The sequence below is a fragment of the Tenacibaculum sp. AWR4_210 genome, assembly GCF_056160945.1.
This window is the reverse complement of record NZ_JBSWYF010000001.1, coordinates 722,388-740,373: the sequence shown is the minus strand read 5'-3', so window position 1 is coordinate 740,373 and position 17,986 is coordinate 722,388. Positions and strand designations below refer to the sequence as shown.

The following is a 17,986-nucleotide window of genomic DNA, read 5'->3' as shown; positions in this document are numbered from 1 at the left end:
TCGATTTTGTATTTTCAGAATTTGTTCAAAATATAAAATAAAAAGCGGAAAGGTACCTTTTCGCTTTTTGCTTTTTCTCCGTGAGTAGTTGGTAAGTGACTGAGCTAAAATTCGATACTGATCAATAGCTTTCGATCCCCTTTTTCATGGATATTTTCAGTAAATTTGATAAAAATTAGTTAGAAAAATTCATTCGAGAAATACATGATATCAATTCGCACAGCAACAATATCTGATTTGCCTAGATTATTAGATTTTGAACAAGATTTAATAACTGCAGAAAGACCTTTTGAGCCCACCTTTAAAAAGGGGACCATACATTATTACGATATCGAGGCAATGATTCACGCAGAAGAGGTATTGGTTTTGGTGGCCGAAGAGGCCGGTGAACTCATCGCTTCAGGGTATGCTAGGATAGCCGATTTTAAAAATTATTACAAATACGACAAGTTTGCCTACCTCGGGTTTATGTATACCGTTCCGGAAAGCAGGGGGAAAGGAGTAAATAAAATGATTATGGAGGCCTTACTCAGCTGGTGTAAAGAGCGAGGAATGGAGGAGGTTCGACTGGATGTGTTTGCTGAAAATGCAGGAGCGATAAGAGCCTATGAAAAGGTTGGATTCAAACAACATTTGATAAAAATGAGACGATCATTATAAGAAAAGCGTTCCTCACAGAGGAACGCTTTTTGTTTATAGCTTAATGAGTTTTGTTTTTACTATGGGCTGGTTTTCATAACGGATATGAACGAGGTAGACACCGCGTTGCAAAGTACGCAAGGGGACCTTTTCAATATCGGATGTTCCCAAGGATTGTTCCCATACTTTTTGTCCTAAAGTGTTCATCAGGAATACTGTGCCTTTCCATCGCTGAGGATTTGCAAATTGGACGTATTGCTTTGCTGGGTTGGGGAAAAGCGAAATACTCGTGTTGGCATTTTCTTTTTGCAGAGCCTTTCGCTGTTGCCCAATGGCAAAAGTTCGGCTGGTGGCAGTATAGGGTTTTACAGCTCCTGTCCATCCGTTTTTCCATGCTCCGTAATGAACAATGCGGTAGGTGCCTGCATCGACATTGGTGGGGATTTTCCATTGGATGTAAATTTTTGAATTGGCAATGCCACTGCGTTTCCATTCCATTTTGGTCGAATTGTCACGATCTTCATATCGGGTAATCCACGAGCCTTCAATGAGTTGTTGTACTGCTAAATAACTGCCATTGGTTCTGGGATTGTTGTTCGGATGTCCTCCCCAAAAGCTAACGTTTATAGTTTGATTGGCAGTGTAAAAAGAAGTAGCGTCTTGGATGGTACTCCCAAAAGATTTAAAGAGCGGTTTGTCATCAAACAATATAGGAGCCGTTTTGTCGAGGCCAATAAAGGACTTTACTGGTGCTTGAGGTTCCGGAACGGGCCAAGGATTGGCCAAAGGCGTGCGAATTTTTGTAGTCAAGCGTTCAAATTCTTGTTGATAGGCAGCACAGGTCCAAGGGCCAAAATGTGTGCTGGCACCTTCGTATTGTTGAGAGGCGTATTCTTCACGAGTCGTTACATAGCCAGCATAGGCATCTGCATACCCCGTGAATACGGTGTATTGTATACCGGTATCAGGCACATCACTCACGGCTTTACGCATGCGTCTTCCTGCCATTACCGTAAATTCACCTGGAGCTGCTAAAATTCCTAACTGACCAATTTTTAGCAAACTGGTAGGGAGTATTTTTGGGGTTCTTGGGTTGGCGTCATTAGCGCCAATATTGAAGAGTATATCAATAGGTTTTTCCATATGACACTGAGCATTGGCACATCCGCTGGTAGGGTTGCTTCGAGTTTCACCCTCACGTCCTATGCCACTTCTACCATCTTCTGCTCCAGCTCGGAATGACAAGCCCAATGCTGCTTTACAGGTTTGACGCCATTCACCATCGGTGAATTTGGGCGCTATGGACAGCTTTGAATAATCACTGTACCTAGTAACGGCAACCACTGAACCGGTTAATTGAATGGTGGCACTGTTAAATAATTCGTAGGCTTTTTGATACTGACGCATCCCAATTATGGCTGCGCTTTCTTCTTCTGTAGCTCCTGGTCCTGAGGCATCTGTTCGCGGGTCGTCAGGGGCGGGTTGACGGAGGTTTGGTGACATGTCACCCGCATTGGAATTGGCGAATGCCGCGATAAATTGTGGGTGTGAAGCCCGGTATTGTGTACCTTGGAGTCGCTCGAATTCAAGAGCAGCGTACCCTTTGTTGTCACCACTACAAAACTTGTACGTTTTTGTCAAATTAGTGGGGTGCACAGCAAACCATGAAAGCATTCCTACAGGACGATTTCCTTGGATAAATTTGAGTACTGTCATTTCTTGGTCGATACTAGGGTAGGCATTGGCGTCTTTGTTGAGCTGGTAAGCCACTAAAGAGCGGTTGATACTCGCATTCGTTAAATAGCCTTTGTTATAGTAAATTCTTCCAGGGCTCATGTGCTCATGCGCTTGCTTTATCGCTTGGACGATACCGGAAATGAGAATGGAAAAATTGGTTTTGTAATGTCCACCGGTAGCTGTGTTGTACAGTTCGTAATGTGAATAACCACCCGGTGACACATGGGTGTGTGTTGCGCTGATAATCAAGTTGCTGTCGGTGTAAAGTGTTCCGAACTCATTGCGCAGTGCTTGCAGTACAGCTTGATTGACCGATTGAAACACGGCTCCTTTGTCGATGTTGACAAAGACTACCGGTTTCCCGTTGGGTTCTTTGACAATAAAAGCGCGAGCGTACTGCCGGTCTTTGATTCCCGAATTACTAAAAAAAGGGTTTCCGTAACCGAAAAAGTTACTTTGTGCAATTTGACCAGTGATATCGGAGATCCCGATACCAATTTCATAGTTATTGGTTTGTCCCTGTAGGTGAATAACCGCAAGGAAACAAAGGCTTGTGAGCAGCCTTTTCATTAGAAGGGTTGAGTAAATCATTGGGTTAGTGATTTTTAGTTACTCACTAAGTTAAATGATAGTTGTGTTATTGTTAAAAAAAGTGTATAAATTTTACTTATAGTGAAATAATTTAGACTAATAGTTGTTAAAATGAAAAAGCCTGCAAAAGCAGGCTTTTCTTGAGGTATATAGCAAAAGCAACGAATTACTTCATTTTTGCTAAAAACTCTTTATTCATTTTTACATAGTCAGCATTTCCCGCTTTCTCAGCACCCGCCAAAGATCCTTTAGCAGCCTTAATAGCTCCTTTTTTATCTCCTGCTTTAGCTAAGATTAATGATTGTTGACGCAAGTACCAAAATCTTGGCTGTTCTTTAGTCATGTCAACGGCTTTGTTAATCCAAGTTTTTGCTTTGTTAATGTCTTTTCCTTCAGTTAAGTAATACACAGCAGCCGCGTAATAATCATTAGGCGAAGGTCCATTCATAATTTTTGTAATGCTCGCTTCTACACCTTTGTCAGTTGGTGTTGTAAACGTAACTCCTACATAAGCATTTTCCCACAACATACCTATTGCTGCTGAATTGTTGGTGATATCATCAATAGTAATGGTAAAAGTTTCTATTTTCACGGGCATAGGTACCACTTTGGCTGTGGTTGTTAAAGCAACTTTTGACGCGTCCCATTTTCTAGGAGTTCCCCAGTTATTGGTGTCGTTGTAAAAAATTACCTCCCAAGAATCTTTATTGGGTTTGGTGTAGATTGCATAGCTTCCTTTTTTTAATTCTTTTCCATCAATAGTAACATCGTCACTAAAAGTGATTTTAGTGTTAGCATTTGCTCCGGTGCGCCAAAGCTTCCCAAAAGGAACTAAATCGCCAAATATCTTTCTTCCTTTCATCCCAGGACGAGAGTATTCAACAGATACATCTGTTAGACCAACTTGTTGCTCCAATTTGGAAGATGGACTTGAAGCAGGTGTTTTCACCTGTGCGTTAAGCAGACTTGTACAAGCCAGCGCTACCAAACTTAAAAGTACTTTTTTCATGTTATGGTGTGTTTGATTAAAAATTTAGCTAAAATTACAACGAAATATGCCTATTAATGTTAACAAAAACTTAAAATAAGGTAGTGTATATTTGCAAGCATGAAAAAATTAATTGCAGAATTTATCGGTACGTTTTCATTGATTTTTTGTGGTACAGGAGCCATGACCATCAGTGAGGTGACCCAAGGGGCAGATTTAACCCATATTGGCGTAGCCATGACTTGGGGACTTATAGTAATGGCCATGATATACGCTTTTGGTGAGAGCTCAGGAGCACATTTTAATCCCGCAGTGACCGTAGCATTTGCCTACGCAAAAAAGTTTGATTGGAAACGAGTTCCAGGATACATCACTGCGCAGTTTTTAGGGGCGCTATTGGCAAGTGTAGTTCTTTGGATACTTTTTCCGACAAGTGAATTTTACGGAGCGACCTTGCCGGCTATGGATGCTTGGAGAGCGTTTGTGTTGGAGTTATTACTGACGTTCTTTTTAATGCTAACTATTATCAATGTTTCGACAGGCAGTAAAGAAACAGGAGTGATGGCAGGAATTGCTATTGGAGGGGTAGTGCTGTTAGAGGCGATGTTTGCCGGTCCGATGACCAAGGCATCTATGAATCCGATTAGATCCCTAGCTCCAGCAATAGTTTCTGGTCATTACGAGCATTTATGGTTGTATTTGACGGCCCCGTTTTTAGGAGCGTTGTTAGCCGTGATATCCTGCAAATTGGTAAAAGATGACCAGTGTTGTGCGTCGGGTTGTTAGAAGAAAGTAATAAAATTAAAAAAAGGAAGTACCACAGTACTTCCTTTTTTTAATTACTGTATTTGCGTTTTCTGAGATAATTAAAACCAAAACCGAAAAGCCCCAAGAGGAGTAAAGGCATTCCTATATTAAACAGCTTCCAAGTGTCAGCTGATTCGTAGGCGGCTTTTTTGTCTAATAGTCTTACTTTGATAGTCTTATTTTTTAACGGAAGTAATCCTGCATCATCCATGAGATAATCAATCGCATTACTTAAAAATTCCTTATTTCCATAATAATCACCTGTCCATTTATCTTTCGCTAAATCCATGGGTTTACCTTTGAGCATTTCGTTTTTGGCCAAATCTCCATCGGCGATGACTATCATTTTGTTCGGACCGCCTTTAGCTAGGTAGTCTTGAGTTTTAAAAGGTTTAATTCTGTGCTCGTAGGCAGAAGCGAAATCCCCCTCAAGCAGTACGGCCAGTAATTGCGGTCCATCGGAATAATCGCGCTGTTGAGGTTCCTGAGTAATACTTTGTAATTCAATGATTTTAGGGGTTCCTATTTTCTTGCTCAAAGGAGAAGAGACCAATAAAGGTGTTTTTTGGAGCCCGCCTTTTAAGGTGTCAATTTGAGTTGTAAATCGAAAACGTACAGGCGATACATTCTTTGTAATAACATGATACGGATTTGCTTGTGCTAAAGGGTAATAAAACCAAGGCAACTGCTGAAACTGTGATTGGTTTCCTACATTTCCGGTGGCAAGTGGGATTTTTGCACTGTACAGGTCTTTGATCAACTTGTTATTAATACGAACTTGATAGCCAAACAATAAATCGGTGAGGTTGAGGTCTCTCGGAAAGGCCATCATTTTACCTTCGTTGTACAAACTGTCGGTATCGGAGTAGTTGGCATCCAACATCCATAAAGATTTTCCTCCGTGTGTAATAAATTGATCCAATACTAACTTTTCGCGTTCGCTAAATCGTTCCGTAGGTTTTGCGATGAATGCAAGATCGTATTTTCGAAGGTCTTTTAACGTTTTTTCAGGGTTCGAAGCGGTACTGTCGAGGGTAAATTTTGCCAATCGGTATTTTGTGCGAATGTCAGATAGTAAACTGTAGAGATACTTATCGTCCAATTCTCCATTTCCTGCTAATACGGCGATGCTTGGTTTTTGGTCCTTTAATAGGGTGGCAATTCCATTAGCAAACGAGTATTCGAGTTTTTCAATAGCTTGTTGTAGCTGTTCTTCTTGCGACTTTGCCTGGGTTGATGGTAATAGTGAAACTGAGGTACGTCGGGTACCGTAGGTGAGTTCGGCCCAAGGGAAAATAATGGCTTCTGACAGCTTGCCATCTTCCTCGACGGTGAGCCTGCTAGGTAGCATGCCTCTTTTGATTAGATCTTCACGATAGTCGTCAGGATTGATAAAACGGATGTTAACTGAGCCATTTCTGGCTTGTAACTCATCTAAAAATTGGGCGGTTTCGATTTGCAATCGTTTAAATTCGGCAGGGAATTCTCCTTGTAAATAAACGTCGATATAGAGTGATTCGTCTAAGGAATCTAATAAGTCTTCACTGACCTCTGAAAGCGTATAGCGCTTGTCTTCAGTTAAATCAAATCGGAGGTAGCTACGTTGTGCTATATAATTGAGAACTGCGATGCCTAAAAGCACCAGTAAACTGTTTTTTATGCTCTTATTCATTGCGTAGTTGTTGTTTGGTCATAAATAAAAAGAAAAAGGTCAAACTTCCGAAATACAATACATCTCGGGTATCGATAACACCTCGACTAATGCTTTTATAATGCTCGTTGAGTCCGAGGAGTTGAAGCGTCCTATTGTTGTCAAGTGTTGTTGCAGCTGCTTCAAATCCGTAAAATAGCAGGAAACAAATAAACACCGCCGCGATGAAAGCAACAATTTGATTTTTGGTCAGTGTCGAAGTGAAGATCCCAATTGCGGTGTAGCAAATGGCAATACAAAACAAGCCTACATATGACCCTGCAATGCTCCCGAAATCAATCCCTCCTATAGGGTTTGCAAGCGCGTAAATAGTATAAGTATAACTCAGTGTTGGCAAGATAGCAATGCAAACTAATAATAGTGCCGCCAAGTATTTTCCGACGATAATTTGCCAATCTGATAGGGGTTGGGTTTTGAGTAACTCAATAGTTCCCGTTTGATATTCATCGGCAAAAGACTTCATTGTTATTGCTGGAATGAGAAATAAAAACAGCCAAGGAGCTAGAAAAAAATAACTGCTCAAATCGGCAAAACCAGCTTGAAGTATATTCAAATCGTCTTTTAAAACCCATAAAAACAAGCCGTTGATTAAGAGGAATACACCAATAACCAAATAGGCAATAGGGGACGAGAAAAAGGAGTTAAACTCTTTTTTAATTATTGAGATCATAGAGATATACGGTTTATAGGGTTATCGTGTGTTCCTCACCTTAAGGCAGGCTCACTAGTTTGTCTACGCTCCAAGCCTCGGGTTTTCCATTGAAAAAAACTTTCGTTTTGGCCCAAATTCCTTGGAAGAGTTCTGAATTTCTGTAATTTTCTAAATCTTCTTCACGTTCCCAATAGCTATACGTAAAAAAAATACTAGGGTCGTGCTTATCGCTGTACATTTCTAATAAACGACAGCCGGGGAAGTTTCGTATGTGTTCTTTTTGTTCTTCAAAGTTGGCTAAAAACTCCTCGATGTGTTCTGGAGCAAAACTAAGCTTGACAATTCTTACAAACATATATTAAGTTATGGGGATAAATTCAGGTTTTACGATTTCTTCAAATTCAATAGTTACAGTATCTCTGTATTGCAATCCTAAAAGGGTAGAGGCGCCTCCAACAGTTCCTAAATTACTGCGGTAAATGGCAATTTCCAAAAAACCTGCTGAATTAAAAAGGGCCAGTTTCTCTCCGTCGTATTGCCGCTTCTCTTCCGGTAAAGTGAGATCTACAATTTCATTGTAACGGTTGAAGATCTTTTTGAAGCGGTATCGTCCTGCCGATACGACAAAAGGACGTCCTTTTCCAATTTTTTGAAAAAATCTCTTGTGTATATTACTGATAACATTACCGTAATTGTCGATGTACAAAACACCTCCTTTGATGATGGTTTGTCGCTGATTGGTTTTGGGTTGAATTTCAATCAGTTTTTTGTAGTCGGTAATTTCTTTACCGATAACGTTTAAACTACCACCTCGAGCAATGTGAGAGGCAACCTTAACAAAGACGTCCAACACCGGGAAGCTCGTGCTTATGTGGTTATGGATGTTGATTTCGACAATTTTTGTCGGTTGTATTTCTGAGGCAATCATAGAAATTAAGCCGTTGTCAGGACAAATAAAATAATGATCGTCTAAGAGTATAGCAATGTGTTTATTTTCGACGCTGAGTTCCGAGTCTACACCGACGATATGAATCGTGTTTTTCGGAAAACTCTTGTAGGCATTTTTTAAGATATACGCCGTTTCCGTGATATTGAATGGCGATATGCTATGGGTAATATCAACAATCTTCGCATCGGGTAATTCCGAATATATGGCTCCCTTGACAGCTCCCACAAAGTGGTCTTTGATTCCAAAGTCGGTGGTTAAGGTGATGAGAGACATTGCGTTAGCGTGTTGTTAATTGTTTTGTTAAAAAATTACTCGAAAATTAAAGCAAAACTAAGTAATTCATTAAAAATAATTGGTATTTTTAAACAGAATAATATTTAAAATCTATTACATTTGAACGAACGTATTATTGAATTAACAGAAATCAACCCAAATGATTTTTTTGGTGCGCAAAATAGCACCATCGCTCAATTAAAAACGTACTTCCCAAAAATAAAAATAGTTGCTAGAGGAAATACCCTGAAAATTTACGGAGAATCGGAGATATTGGATGAGTTTGAAAAGCGCTTTGACATGTTGGTGCGCTATTTTCACAGATATAATCGATTGGACGAGAATAGTATTGAACGAATTTTGACCTCTACCGGTAAAGAAGAAGAACTGAGGAAATCGGGGAGCAGTAAGGATGTGTTAGTGCATGGAGTGAGTGGGAAATTGATCAAAGCGGAAACAGAAAACCAACGCAAAATGGTCAGTTTAATGGGGAAAAATGATATGCTTTTCGCTGTCGGACCTGCTGGTACCGGAAAAACCTATACAGCAGTAGCCCTTGCGGTGCGCGCATTAAAAGAAAAGGAAGTTCGCAGAATTATTTTAACGCGTCCAGCGGTAGAGTCTGGAGAGAACCTCGGGTTTTTGCCAGGAGATTTAAAAGAAAAACTCGATCCGTATATGCAACCGCTTTACGACGCCTTGAGAGATATGATCCCGCATGAGAAATTACAAGCCTATATAGAAAACGGAACCATTCAAATTGCACCTTTAGCGTTTATGCGTGGACGTACTCTAGACAATGCCTTTGTAATTTTAGATGAGGCTCAGAACACTACCCACGCCCAAATGAAAATGTTTTTAACCCGTATGGGACGACGAGCAAAGTTTATTATTACGGGAGATCCGGGGCAAATTGATTTACCGCGTAAACAAGTTTCAGGTCTTAAAGAATCCTTGTTGGCCTTAAAAGATATAGAGGGCATCGGACAAGTATACCTAGACGATAAAGATGTTATCAGGCATCGATTGGTGAGAAAAATTATCTCAGCGTATAAAAGCATAGAATCAGAATAAAAAAAAGCGAGTAGTTCACTACTCGCTTTTTTTAGCTATATGTTAAAGCGATAGTTGAGTTTAAGTGCCACACCCCAATTCGTTCTGTGTACGTGCTGGTCAAAGTTGTCCGTTACAACGAGGTATACATAAGACAATGGAAGGTACTCCCATTGCAAGCGACTGTTGATGTTCAGATTGTTGAGCTGGGTGTTGTATTGAATGTAAGTCGTCCAATTTAATCGACGTGAAAAAAAGAGCTCGTTGGTCATTCGCAATAAATGAAACGTGCGTTTTCCCAGTGCTTTTAAGTCTATGGCATTTACTTCGTAGGTAGCTCTGAATTTAGCTGTGGGGAGTACTAAATATTCTGCATTTACAAATAGTCTTGACCGCGTGCCGTGATAGTAGCTACCATGACGCAAGGAAGCGTTGTACCGAAAGTTTCGATTGCGAACGGAGTTGTATCCTGCCTGCACGCCAGCATAATGATAAATTCCGGGTTGCAAGTAGTTCCCATTTCGCAATAAGTCAAAGGCGTATTGGAGTTCGTTATAGTCGTAGAAAGCATTGAAATAGATAGAAGAAAGGTTTTTAAACCACAGGGCATTGTTGAAAAATAAAGACGATTGTATGAGTTGCCCACGAGCATTCCAGGTACCGCTGCTTCGCAAAAGAAAATAACGGTAAGAATCGAGGGATGCGTGATTTTTGAAAAAAGTTCGAAAGGAAAGTCGTGCGTTGGCCTGGGTATAGCTTTCTCTCATGGTTTGTTGACTCGCGGCATCATAGGTGTACAAACGAGGTACAAAGCCAATATTGGTGAGGTAGTTCTGTTGCACGTGATGTGCCGAAAAGCCAACTTCACTTTTATTACTGGTATACCACATTCCTAAATGATAAAAATTGTTGGCGCTGTCGTAGTCGTTTCCGAGGCTTTTGGCGTAATTGGCTAGGCCAGTCCATTTGTTGTTGTCTGACCGATAGTTTACATTCGCCCCTGCAACGCGATTGTATTGATCTCCAAACCGAAACCCGTCCATTTCTTGGTGATTGACAATAAAGCCAGTTGTGCTAAAATTGCGATTTAATTGCTGTTCGAGTACTAAAGCTCCGTAGTTTTCTGCAGAGGTATTGGCATTGGCTTTAGTGAATACGTCTAAAAATCCCAAACGCGTTTTTGGACTGAGGTTTCCGGAGAGTTTTGCACCGAATAAAATATCGCTTTTTGCTCCAATGCGACGAGAATAGAACGGGTTTACCGCAGGGATCCCCAAATTAGAAAACAGATCGCTGTTTTCGAGAAAAAAATTTCTTCTCTCTGGAAAGTTAATAGAAAACTGACTCAAATTGGTTACTTGCTGATCCACATCGATCTGTGAGAAATCGGGATTCACTGTAGCGTCGAGTCGCAAGGATGCGTTGATGGAATACTGTAGGTCTAAACTCGGGGTAAACTGACTTTTGTGAAGTGCTGGACGGAGTGTGTGTTGATATTGTGAGGTGATAGAAGGCGTTAAAGTGATTCGAGAAGTACTGCTCTGATTTAGTTTTTCAACGTGAAATTTCTTGGTAAACCGCAAATCGAAGATTTGATAGTTGCGCGTTATGGCGCTATAACTAGACCAGGAATTTTTTTTAATGTCTCGATGGTAAAACAGCAAACCAAATTCAGGGCTGTTTTCTGAGAACCCAATAGAAGAGAGCGGGATTTCTATTTCGTAGATTTTACGTGTGTTTTCCTGTGAGGTTTCAGCAGTCCATATAGCATTCCAACTGTTGTTGATATTGTAAAATTGACCGTTGCGTTCAATCAGAGCATCGGAAAGAGCTCCTCCGATATTGCAGGCAAAATAAAAGGCATTTTGATGTTGATTATTGGTGTCGAGTACCAAGACAAAAGCATCACTGCTCGCAACAGAATTCCGGATGTCGTCTCTTTTTAAGGAGCCAATTTGCGTTCTTTCAGTCGAATCGTGATAGACAGCACTGATAAATAGCGACTGTCCATTGTGGAAAATTTTAACCTCAGTTTGCTGTTCGGATAAACTGCCATTTTCTGGAATAAAGTTGCGGAAGTTACTATAGGAAGGTAAGCTTTGCCATACCGCTTCTTGAAGCTTTCCATCGATGGAGGGGCGTTGATTGATAAAAGGAATTGTCTGCTCCTGTGCTCGGGTGAATTGCAATGTGGCCAACAGTGCGATGACGGTGAGTAATGATTTCATAGATTTGGTTTTGTGTAATAGGTTTATTGAGGACCAAACTATAAGTTTGATAGGAGCTATTTTCGGAAAGTAGACCAACCTAGTACCAGGGCATACAGAAACTCTATAGGAGTCGAAAACGGTGTTGGTCGACCTAAATCTTGGTTTGGTTGTCGTCAAAGGGGTTTACGTCTTTGCTATGGCTAAAATTTAAAAATTAACTGTACATTCGCTAGATAAGTAGTTTTTGAGTTTCTGTTATGAATGTTCAGCTGTTAAAATATACCTATGTAAAGCAAAGCCTTTTTTGGCTTTTGGTCTTTAGCTATTTTTACCTCACCACCGATATTTCTTTTTATGAGGCGGGGTATTTACAAGTATTTGAAAGCATTTTGATTTTGGTATTTGCTCAGTTTATTTGTGCACAACTCATCCGTCAGTGGTTAGTACCTACATTTTTGAATAAGGGGCAGTTTTATAAATTCATCGCGAGCACCGTGCTGTTGCTTTTTCTGGCCTATGTACTGTATTTAGCCATGCGCACGTATTGGTATGAACCGCGTTATCTTTCGTATTATCCCATCAAAAAGCAGCAAATTATACTCCGTCCCTTTTGGGAGAAGGTCTGGAATTTTAGAGCTATTTTAAGCAAGGCCATTAAGTTTGTCACACCGGCAGCGATGTTGTTGATGTACGATTTTTACCGTAAACAGCGTCAGTTGTTAGAGTTAAACGAGCAAAAGAAGATCGCTGAATTAAAAGTACTAAAGCAGCAGTTGAATCCTCATTTTTTATTCAATACCCTCAACAATCTCTACGCGTTGACCTTAAAAAAATCAGAATTGGCTCCTGTGATTATTGAAAAGTTGTCGGCTATATTGGATTATATGCTTTACGGGTGTACCGCTAATTTTACGAGTTTGTCAAAAGAGTGGCTGTTGATAGAGAATTACATCACCTTAGAAAAAATCCGCTATGGAAAACGCGTCAAGGTCGTGAGTAGGAGCGAAGTTACAGAAGAAGTGAAAATAGCCCCGTTGATCGTATTGACATTTGTAGAGAATGCCTTTAAGCACGGAGTGGCTCAAGAACTCGAACAGGCTACTATTGAGATACATTTATCGATCGTAGCGAATCAAATTGTATTTACGGTAGTAAATTCAAAACCCAAAAAACAATTAAGCACAAACAAACCCAGTATAGGACTGCAGAATGTAAAAAAACAGTTGGCGCTTTTGTATCCACAGGCACATACATTGGACATTTCTGAAACCGATACCGAGTTTAGTGTCCGATTAACACTTGAAAAACGATGAAGTATACTTGTATGATAGTCGATGATGAGGAATTAGCCAGAGAACTCATTGAAACGCATTTGTCACAAATCGATGATTTTGAGTTGGTAGCTTCTTGTGGGAGCGCGATAGAGGCGAGCAAGGTATTGCAACAAGAGGCGATTGATTTACTGTTTTTAGACATAGAGATGCCAGTGTTAAAAGGAACGGAGTTCTTTAAGAATTTACTAAATAAACCTAGAGTTATTTTTACGACTGCTTACAGGGATTACGCGGTGGAAGGTTTCGAATTGAACGCTGTTGATTACCTTTTAAAGCCCATCGTTTTTCATCGTTTTTTTCAGGCGATTGAGAAGTTCAGAGCATTGCAAACTACCACACCGACGAAGGTACGAGCAACGGCGCCGGAAACGGGAAGCCAAAAGAGCATCTTTATTCGAAAGAATCGCAAGCAATGCAAGCTGATACTCGCTGAAATTGCGTATGTGGAAAGCGTGAAAGATTACGTGAAGATAGTTACCGATACCGAAGTTCACGTGGTCAAATACGGCATTTCGGAGTTCGAAAAAAAACTGGACCATCGATTTGTTAGAATTCATCGTTCGTATATCGTAAACAAAAACAGAATTACCGCATATACCAAAAACGATCTCGAATTAGGAGAAAAGGAAATTCCTATAGGGGAGGTGTTTAAGGGTAATATGGAGCGCTTGTTTAACGACAGTGCTACCTAGCGAAATTTGCTGATTTTTCCGATCTAAATAGCCGGTAATATTCCCGAAATCACTTACATTTGTGAGCTACAACACAACTTACAAGAATACATGAATACAATTAACGAAACTGCGTTTCAGTTTCCTGGGCAAAAGGCCGTTTACAAAGGGAAAGTAAGAGAAGTATATACTTTAGAAAACGATTTGCTAGTGATGATCGCTTCTGATCGTTTGTCTGCATTTGACGTGATTTTACCGAAACAAATTCCGTTTAAAGGGCAAATCTTAAATCAAATCGCTGCGAAAATGATGAAAGATACCGAAGATTTGGTTCCTAATTGGTTGGTGGCAAATCCGGATGAGAATGTCGCTGTCGGACATGCCTGCGAGCCTTTTAAGGTAGAAATGGTTATCAGAGGGTATTTGTCAGGACACGCAGCGCGAGAATACAGTGCAGGAAAAAGGATATTGTGCGGAGTAGCCATGCCTGAAGGAATGAAAGAAAACGATCAATTTCCTGAGCCTATCATTACGCCTTCTACCAAGGCAGATAATGGAGCCCATGACGAAGATATTTCTAGAGAAGACATCTTGAGCAAGGGAATTGTTTCAGAAGAAGATTACCTCGTACTAGAAAAGTACACACGTGCACTTTTTCAAAGGGGGTCTGAGATAGCTAAAGAGCGCGGATTGATACTCGTAGATACCAAATATGAATTCGGTAAAACGCCTGCAGGAGAAATTGTTTTAATCGATGAAATTCACACGCCAGATTCGTCGCGCTATTTCTATGCGGATGGTTATGAAGAACGCCAGGAACGCGGAGAAAAACAAAAGCAGCTGTCAAAAGAGTTTGTCCGTCAGTGGCTTATCGAAAACGGTTTTCAAGGGAAAGAAGGACAGGAAATCCCAGAGATGTCTACAGAGAAAATTACAGAAATTTCGAATCGATACATCGAACTTTTCGAGCAAATTACCGGAGATCGCTTTGTGAAAGCCGATACTACCAATGTGGCGCAGCGAATAGAAACCAACGTGTTAAATTTTTTAAATGAACAGAACGCCTAAAATCAGACCGGAATTGAATTTGTCGGGCACTAGTGAAGCTGAGGAGTTTCAGAATACTGTATTGCGACCTGTGCTAAAATTACAGCACGAATTATTGCTAAGGCTAATAGATGAATATGCTGCACAGTTTAAGTTGGACGTATACCGTGGAACGAAGGAGACTATTTTAGAAGAAGTCACCAATTTAGTTCAAAAACAGCGAAGTGTGAAGGCAACGCTCATAGGTACGGTCATTGGCCAGTTTTCCACGTCAGAACTCGAGGTGTATTTGGCAGGACGAAAAGAGTACGATAAGAGAATTCAACAAATGATTTTACAGCGTTTTAGAGATAGTCTATAAACATTTACAACAAGCTCACTGAGCTTAGATGAGTATTTCAAAAAAACAGTCTTCGGACTGTTTTTTTATTTAAAAATATCTTAAAAAGGAGTGTAGCTTTTCTTGGCTATGGGATTTTTTGTAACTTACACAGAACGAACAAAACTTTCAAAATAATGCCAACCTATACACTGAAAATTAACGGTGCATCGAAACAGGTGACCGTTGATTCAGATACCCCATTACTTTGGGTACTGAGAGATGAACTCAATTTAGTAGGAACAAAATTTGGCTGTGGAATTGCCCAATGTGGCGCTTGTACAGTCCATATTGACGGTGTAGCCATGCGGAGTTGTCAGTTGCCAGTTTCTGCACTGACGACCGAGGCGGTTACGACGATCGAAGGGCTGTCTGCTGAAGGCGATCATCCATTACAAGAAGCGTGGAAAGCGGTTGATGTTCCACAATGTGGTTATTGTCAGGCTGGCCAAATAATGACTGCAGCTTCCTTCCTAAAGGACAATCCCAATCCGACCAAAGATGAAATTAGAGAGGCGATGCACGGAAATTTGTGCCGTTGCGCTTCTTACAATAGAATAGAGAAAGCTGTGGCGATAGCTGCTGAGAAAATGAGCTAACCTTTACAAAAATAACTACATGAAAACAACAGTAAAAACTTCAGGTGTAAGTAGGAGAAATTTTTTAAAGGCCAGCGCGCTTACCAGTGGTGGTTTGCTCATTGGGTTTAATTTGTTTACTGCTTGTAAATCCAATGCAAAACCTCCTGTAAATATCGACCAGTTAAATTTTAACGACTTTAATGCCTTTATTGAAATAGCGGATAATGGTTATGTGAGCATTTATTCTCCTAACCCAGAAATTGGGCAAGGAGTGAAAACAGCAATGCCCATGATCATCGCAGAAGAATTGGATGTTCCTTGGGAGCACGTTAAGGTGGTACAAGCAAAATACGACAATAAAAAATACACCCGTCAAGTAGCCGGTGGTAGCCAGAGTATTCGACAGGGCTGGGATGCGCTGCGTCAAACTGGGGCAACTGCCAAACAAATGTTAGTGAACGCCGCTGCTGCAAAGTGGGGGGTGAGTCCTGACCAGTGTACTGCACGTGCAGGAATTATCAGTAATGCTGACGGAAAAACCTTAGGTTATGGAGAGGTGGCCTTAGCGGCCGCCAAATTGGAGGTTCCGAAAGATGTAAAACTTAAGAAGCCTAGTGAGTTTACCTTGATAGGTACAGATGCTATAAATGTAGATTTGAGTAAAATTGTCACAGGGAAGCCGCTGTTCGGATTGGATTATAAGGCCGAAGGAATGCTGTATGTATCAGTACTCAGACCTCCTGCGTTTGGAAAAAAACTCGTCAGTTTTGACGATCGTGTGACAAAAGAAGTCTCAGGAGTAAAAGAAGTACACCGTTTTGGTGATAAGGTGGCCGTTTTGGCCACGAGTACTTGGGCTGCCATGAAAGGAAAGAAAGCCTTGCTTGCAGAATGGAAAGCAGAGGGGAGTTTGGAAAGTACAGCAGATCACGATAAAATTTTAAACGGTATTTTGGATGCTGATGATTTTGATGTACGAAGAGAAGATGGAAATGTAGCCCGCGCTTTTAAAGAGGCTGATGAAGTACTGGAACGCACTTACCATTCCCCTTTTTTACCGCACAATTGTTTGGAGCCGATGAATTTTTATGCCGATGTCACCCCAGAACGAGTGCATTTGGTAGGCCCCATACAAACACCTCAGTGGACAGCAGGAAGAATAGCAAAGTTGCTCAACCGAGATGAAAGCGATTTCGAACTCGAAATGACGCGTATGGGAGGTGGATTTGGAAGGCGTCTTTACGGAGATTTTGCACTGGAAGCTGCAGAGATTTCCAATATAGCCAAAAAACCAGTAAAGGTAGTGTTCTCCCGAGAAGATGATATGACGGACGGAATCTACAGACCGGCGATTAAGTATCGAATAAAGGCCGCAATTAAAGAAGGTAAAATAACCGGATATCATTTAAAAGAAGCGGCTATTAATGGAAATATGTACGGACTCATACCTCATTTTTTTCCTGCAGGCTGTATTCCAAATTACAAAGTATCCACTCAAAACTATAAAAGTGCTATTACAACGGGGGCATGGCGAGCTCCATACACCAATTTCTTAGCATTTGCCGAGCAGAGTTTTTTCGATGAGCTGGCCGAAAAATTAGCAAAAGACCCTGTTCAATTGCGATTAGAACTTTTGCAAGAAGTAAAAGGCTCAAGTGATGAGAAAATTGAATATTCTGGTGAGCGTATGGAGCAAACTATTAAACTAGCAGCCGAAAAAGCAAACTGGGGCAAAGCCAAAGAGGGAGTGTATCAGGGGTTTGCAGCATATTACAGTCATAATACACACGTTGCTGAGGTAGCAGAGGTAGTCCTAGAAGATGGGAAGCCTCGTGTAACCAAAGTAGTGGCAGCGGTGGATTGTGGTATCGTAGTGAATCCGACGGGTGCTATAAATCAAATTCAAGGAGGTGTCTTGGACGGAATAGGCCATGCGATGTACGGTGATTTTAGTTTTGAGGACGGCAAACCATCAAGTAAAAATTTCGACTCGTATCGTCTAATACGAATGCAAGAAACACCAGCGGTCGAGGTGCATTTTGTGAGCAATGAATTGTCTCCAACAGGTTTGGGAGAACCGGGTTTACCTCCGGCAGGAGGAGCTGTGGCCAATGCGGTTTTTAAAGCACTAAATACTCGAATGTATTCACAACCCTTTACAAAAGAATTGGAAACTTCTACTAATGAACTCAAGAGCTAGCTCTGGGTTTTGAATTGAATATACAAAAGGAAAAGACGCATTTTGCGTCTTTTTTTTTAGCCCTTTTGTTGAGAATTTAATTTTTTACTCGTAAATTGAGAAATACTACTGCATTTTGAGTTGTTTTTCTTTTGTATTATAACTATTGGTGTGTGTTTTTGTTT

16 protein-coding genes are annotated in these 17,986 nt (G+C 40.7%); 9 read left to right on the top strand and 7 right to left on the bottom strand.

Annotation, left to right across the window (positions count from 1 at the left end; translation table 11 throughout):
• Positions 1 to 204: 204 nt before the first annotated feature.
• Positions 205 to 660: an N-acetyltransferase family protein gene (locus ACXAG7_RS03260; RefSeq protein ID WP_476665946.1), complete on the top strand. Its 456-nt coding sequence runs from the start codon at positions 205 to 207 to the stop codon at positions 658 to 660.
• Positions 661 to 693: 33 nt separating this feature from the next.
• On the opposite strand, the gene ACXAG7_RS03255 is transcribed toward ACXAG7_RS03260, so the two are convergent.
• Positions 694 to 2,967: a neutral/alkaline non-lysosomal ceramidase N-terminal domain-containing protein gene (locus tag ACXAG7_RS03255; RefSeq protein WP_476665945.1), complete on the bottom strand. Its 2,274-nt coding sequence runs from the start codon at positions 2,965 to 2,967 to the stop codon at positions 694 to 696.
• A 166-nt stretch (positions 2,968 to 3,133) separates the two neighbouring features.
• On the bottom strand, positions 3,134 to 3,976 hold the full coding sequence (locus tag ACXAG7_RS03250; protein WP_408044108.1) for a DUF2911 domain-containing protein: 843 nt from the start codon (positions 3,974 to 3,976) through the stop codon (positions 3,134 to 3,136).
• Between the two features lie 99 nt (positions 3,977 to 4,075).
• Here ACXAG7_RS03250 and ACXAG7_RS03245 point away from each other — a divergent pair, with 99 nt between their 5' ends.
• Complete coding sequence (locus ACXAG7_RS03245) at positions 4,076 to 4,741, top strand: aquaporin (protein WP_408044107.1); 666 nt, start codon at positions 4,076 to 4,078, stop codon at positions 4,739 to 4,741.
• 49 nt (positions 4,742 to 4,790) lie between these two features.
• On the opposite strand, the gene gldG is transcribed toward ACXAG7_RS03245, so the two are convergent.
• Genes gldG through ACXAG7_RS03225 form a run of 4 tightly spaced genes read right to left on the bottom strand, consistent with a single transcriptional unit; the run spans position 4,791 to position 8,347 of the window.
• Positions 4,791 to 6,434: a gliding motility-associated ABC transporter substrate-binding protein GldG gene (gene gldG, locus ACXAG7_RS03240; protein WP_476665944.1), complete on the bottom strand. Its 1,644-nt coding sequence runs from the start codon at positions 6,432 to 6,434 to the stop codon at positions 4,791 to 4,793.
• The gene (gene gldF, locus ACXAG7_RS03235) at positions 6,427 to 7,143 is read right to left on the bottom strand and encodes a gliding motility-associated ABC transporter permease subunit GldF (protein ID WP_476665943.1); all 717 of its coding nucleotides are present in this window, start codon (positions 7,141 to 7,143) and stop codon (positions 6,427 to 6,429) included. Before gldF ends, gldG begins: the two co-directional genes overlap by 8 nt.
• 40 nt (positions 7,144 to 7,183) lie before the next feature.
• On the bottom strand, positions 7,184 to 7,480 hold the full coding sequence (locus ACXAG7_RS03230; RefSeq protein ID WP_408044104.1) for a putative quinol monooxygenase: 297 nt from the start codon (positions 7,478 to 7,480) through the stop codon (positions 7,184 to 7,186).
• A 3-nt stretch (positions 7,481 to 7,483) separates the two neighbouring features.
• Positions 7,484 to 8,347: an SAM hydrolase/SAM-dependent halogenase family protein gene (locus ACXAG7_RS03225; protein WP_408044103.1), complete on the bottom strand. Its 864-nt coding sequence runs from the start codon at positions 8,345 to 8,347 to the stop codon at positions 7,484 to 7,486.
• Between the two features lie 120 nt (positions 8,348 to 8,467).
• Here ACXAG7_RS03225 and ACXAG7_RS03220 point away from each other — a divergent pair, with 120 nt between their 5' ends.
• On the top strand, positions 8,468 to 9,421 hold the full coding sequence (locus ACXAG7_RS03220) for a PhoH family protein (RefSeq protein WP_408044102.1): 954 nt from the start codon (positions 8,468 to 8,470) through the stop codon (positions 9,419 to 9,421).
• Positions 9,422 to 9,456: 35 nt separating this feature from the next.
• Here ACXAG7_RS03220 and ACXAG7_RS03215 read toward each other — a convergent pair whose 3' ends face one another.
• Positions 9,457 to 11,628, bottom strand: a complete 2,172-nt coding sequence (locus tag ACXAG7_RS03215) for a DUF5916 domain-containing protein (RefSeq protein ID WP_476665942.1) — start codon at positions 11,626 to 11,628, stop codon at positions 9,457 to 9,459.
• Positions 11,629 to 11,867: 239 nt separating this feature from the next.
• Between ACXAG7_RS03215 and ACXAG7_RS03210 the strand changes: the two genes are divergently transcribed.
• The 6 genes from ACXAG7_RS03210 to ACXAG7_RS03185 all read left to right on the top strand — a co-directional run bounded on the left by ACXAG7_RS03210 (position 11,868) and on the right by ACXAG7_RS03185 (position 17,822).
• The gene (locus ACXAG7_RS03210) at positions 11,868 to 12,923 is read left to right on the top strand and encodes a sensor histidine kinase (protein WP_476665941.1); all 1,056 of its coding nucleotides are present in this window, start codon (positions 11,868 to 11,870) and stop codon (positions 12,921 to 12,923) included.
• Positions 12,920 to 13,636, top strand: a complete 717-nt coding sequence (locus ACXAG7_RS03205) for a LytR/AlgR family response regulator transcription factor (RefSeq protein ID WP_476665940.1) — start codon at positions 12,920 to 12,922, stop codon at positions 13,634 to 13,636. The genes ACXAG7_RS03210 and ACXAG7_RS03205 overlap by 4 nt, the downstream gene beginning before the upstream one ends.
• A 90-nt stretch (positions 13,637 to 13,726) precedes the next feature.
• Complete coding sequence (locus tag ACXAG7_RS03200; protein WP_476665939.1) at positions 13,727 to 14,683, top strand: phosphoribosylaminoimidazolesuccinocarboxamide synthase; 957 nt, start codon at positions 13,727 to 13,729, stop codon at positions 14,681 to 14,683.
• Positions 14,667 to 15,023, top strand: a complete 357-nt coding sequence (locus ACXAG7_RS03195; RefSeq protein WP_476665938.1) for a hypothetical protein — start codon at positions 14,667 to 14,669, stop codon at positions 15,021 to 15,023. The genes ACXAG7_RS03200 and ACXAG7_RS03195 overlap by 17 nt, the downstream gene beginning before the upstream one ends.
• 155 nt (positions 15,024 to 15,178) lie before the next feature.
• Positions 15,179 to 15,640, top strand: coding sequence for a (2Fe-2S)-binding protein (locus ACXAG7_RS03190; RefSeq protein ID WP_408044096.1), 462 nt, complete (start codon positions 15,179 to 15,181; stop codon positions 15,638 to 15,640).
• 19 nt (positions 15,641 to 15,659) lie between these two features.
• Positions 15,660 to 17,822 (top strand): xanthine dehydrogenase family protein molybdopterin-binding subunit, encoded by a 2,163-nt coding sequence (locus ACXAG7_RS03185; RefSeq protein ID WP_476665937.1) that lies wholly within the window; start codon positions 15,660 to 15,662, stop codon positions 17,820 to 17,822.
• The last annotated feature ends 164 nt before the right edge of the window (positions 17,823 to 17,986 follow it).

Bases quoted from the DNA above. Each gene is read 5' to 3' on its own strand.
- ACXAG7_RS03260 (WP_476665946.1), top strand. From the start codon at position 205: ATGATATCAATTCGCACAGCAACAATATCTGATTTGCCTAGATTATTA.
- ACXAG7_RS03255 (WP_476665945.1), bottom strand. From the start codon at position 2,967: ATGATTTACTCAACCCTTCTAATGAAAAGGCTGCTCACAAGCCTTTGT.
- ACXAG7_RS03250 (WP_408044108.1), bottom strand. From the start codon at position 3,976: ATGAAAAAAGTACTTTTAAGTTTGGTAGCGCTGGCTTGTACAAGTCTG.
- ACXAG7_RS03245 (WP_408044107.1), top strand. From the start codon at position 4,076: ATGAAAAAATTAATTGCAGAATTTATCGGTACGTTTTCATTGATTTTT.
- gldG (WP_476665944.1), bottom strand. From the start codon at position 6,434: ATGAATAAGAGCATAAAAAACAGTTTACTGGTGCTTTTAGGCATCGCA.
- gldF (WP_476665943.1), bottom strand. From the start codon at position 7,143: ATGATCTCAATAATTAAAAAAGAGTTTAACTCCTTTTTCTCGTCCCCT.
- ACXAG7_RS03230 (WP_408044104.1), bottom strand. From the start codon at position 7,480: ATGTTTGTAAGAATTGTCAAGCTTAGTTTTGCTCCAGAACACATCGAG.
- ACXAG7_RS03225 (WP_408044103.1), bottom strand. From the start codon at position 8,347: ATGTCTCTCATCACCTTAACCACCGACTTTGGAATCAAAGACCACTTT.
- ACXAG7_RS03215 (WP_476665942.1), bottom strand. From the start codon at position 11,628: ATGAAATCATTACTCACCGTCATCGCACTGTTGGCCACATTGCAATTC.
- ACXAG7_RS03210 (WP_476665941.1), top strand. From the start codon at position 11,868: ATGAATGTTCAGCTGTTAAAATATACCTATGTAAAGCAAAGCCTTTTT.
- ACXAG7_RS03205 (WP_476665940.1), top strand. From the start codon at position 12,920: ATGAAGTATACTTGTATGATAGTCGATGATGAGGAATTAGCCAGAGAA.
- ACXAG7_RS03200 (WP_476665939.1), top strand. From the start codon at position 13,727: ATGAATACAATTAACGAAACTGCGTTTCAGTTTCCTGGGCAAAAGGCC.
- ACXAG7_RS03195 (WP_476665938.1), top strand. From the start codon at position 14,667: ATGAACAGAACGCCTAAAATCAGACCGGAATTGAATTTGTCGGGCACT.
- ACXAG7_RS03190 (WP_408044096.1), top strand. From the start codon at position 15,179: ATGCCAACCTATACACTGAAAATTAACGGTGCATCGAAACAGGTGACC.
- ACXAG7_RS03185 (WP_476665937.1), top strand. From the start codon at position 15,660: ATGAAAACAACAGTAAAAACTTCAGGTGTAAGTAGGAGAAATTTTTTA.